Below are 2,051 nucleotides of genomic sequence, written 5' to 3'. Positions count from 1 at the left end.
TCGTCATTCATCGCTCGGCTTCACGTCGCCAACTCAGTTCATGCAAGACTGGCTTGCGGCTCAGCGGACAAAGGATACGGCTGCATAACCCCGGACCTCTGGAAGGCGAAAAACCGAGGGAAGCTCAGGTCGGCATCGGTGAAGGTCAGCGGCTTGGGCAACCTTCCGATCGAGAGAGAAACCGTGTGTGGGGCGACGTACTCTTAGACTGGGGGGCTCTCGCCAGTGGGCGCTCATGTCAGGTATCTCCATAGCGCTGCCGAGAGAGCGCATGTACACCGAACGTCCTTGAACACGAGCATAAAATCTTGCGCCGTTGGCGCCGCGCGAGACGGCCAAGTGATACCGATCTCAGCGTTACCGCTATAGTTCGACGGCCCGCGATTCGCCTTCACCGTCGATGGTTTCAGGCGACGTTGTATTGGCAAATGTTTTGTCTACCAGTGCCGCTCAATTCAAGCGAATGCCCCGACCAATCATCGTCAACTCTCCTGCGTTATGCTGTCAGATTTGGCTTTGGACCAGCGATTTTGTCCAAACGGAAACATAAAGTAGTCGCGCACGGTGAGGGGCTCGGGTTGATTGCGAAGGCCCACTTCGGGCCATTCGTCCCGTTTCGGCCAGTGTGCCGTGCTGAAGATAGTGTCCCAGATGGTCGTAAAGAACCCGTAGTTTCGGTGCCGATGATGCGGCTGAGTTGAGTGATGAATTCGGTGGAACTGACCGTCTCCGATGATATATCGCAGAGGCCCAAGGTTGATGCGCGTGCTGGAGTGCGACAGATGCGCCTGAAAGGTAATGAGGGTCATGGCAGCAGCCGGCACCACGCCAGACTCGAAGTGGATCAGCGCGAGCGGTAATGCTACAAACAAGGCGTAGATAACCGGCTCGGAAATGTGATGATTGCAATTCCATGCCGTCAGTTCGCGAATCGAGTGATGTGTAGCGTGCAAGCGCCAGAGGAATGGCACGGCGTGCTGTGCACGGTGCATCCAGTAGTAAAAGAAGTCACCGGCAATTGCGACCACAACGCCTGAAAGGATGGCGAAAGCCGTCTTGATAACTGCGTTGTCAGAGTGAAGCACTGTTGAAAGATTGACCGTCAGGAGCGGCTTGACGCCTAACCATTGCAAGCCCACAGCGTACAAGTGCCAGATTAGCGCGCCGCATCCAATCCGAATCGCCCAGTTCCGTGCGCCGCGAAGGTACGATGCGAAGCTGTATCGATAAGCCGGAAACGCGATCTCAAGAGCTGCACATAACGTGGCAAAAATCGCAAGCAATTTGAACGATTGGACGGCGAACTGGACCATCTGGTGGATATCGACAGCATTCATTGTTTGCTCCGGTGAACAGATCGAATTCGGAGATCTCGGGTCGAAAAGCTGGTTGTCAAAATGGCCGGCTTCTTCATGGGTGTCATGCAGTTACGTGACTTAAGAAGTACACCAATGTAGTAACTCGGAGTGCCAATCGATATCCGTGGCGATGGGCATTGCACGCCACAAGATCGTGCAAGGTGTCTATTGAGGGCGCCCCAACACGGTGACTGTGCCGCAGCAGCATCATCACTATCCGCCATTTTCTGAAATCGCAAAAATCAATTGTTTGGATAAGACGCATTCGCGTCACAAATGACTTTCTCAATACAGACTCAAGAGGTGGTCGAAGGCATAGCATGCACTGCACTCAAAGTGCACTGCCGTCGCGACGTGACAGTAACCGAAGGCCCGTGCCGTCGGCACGGCGCCCTAAGATAAATGAAGCCACGACATGATGACGTGCGCCGTGTGGAGCGGCCAGCGCAACTATTGTCGTTGCCACTCCGGCGGCAAGCTCGATAAGACGACGAATGCGGGGCGGGGGTTTCATGCATCTGTGAAATGGGTCGCGCATGCTATGCGAGACCGCAACTGAGATGCTTGTGTCACTGACCGGCATATTCGAGCCATTCCGGGATCGGCGTAATCGAGCCACCGGATGATCGCCGCAATCGAGCCAGTGCATGATCGGCGCAATCGGGCCACTCGATGATCGGCGTATTGGAGCCA

At 55.0% G+C, this 2,051-nt stretch carries 1 protein-coding gene; it reads right to left on the bottom strand.

Features of this window, described 5'->3' with window-relative positions:
* Positions 1 to 482: 482 nt before the first annotated feature.
* Complete coding sequence (locus ACLFKU_RS43115; RefSeq protein WP_410853308.1) at positions 483 to 1,337, bottom strand: sterol desaturase family protein; 855 nt, start codon at positions 1,335 to 1,337, stop codon at positions 483 to 485.
* Between the last annotated feature and the right edge of the window lie 714 nt (positions 1,338 to 2,051).

It is taken from the genome of Paraburkholderia sp. EG304, assembly GCF_046543485.1.
Taxonomy (GTDB): Bacteria; Pseudomonadota; Gammaproteobacteria; order Burkholderiales; family Burkholderiaceae; genus Paraburkholderia; species Paraburkholderia youngii.
The sequence above is the reverse complement of the archived record's forward strand: the minus strand, read 5'-3'. Positions and strand labels throughout refer to the sequence as shown.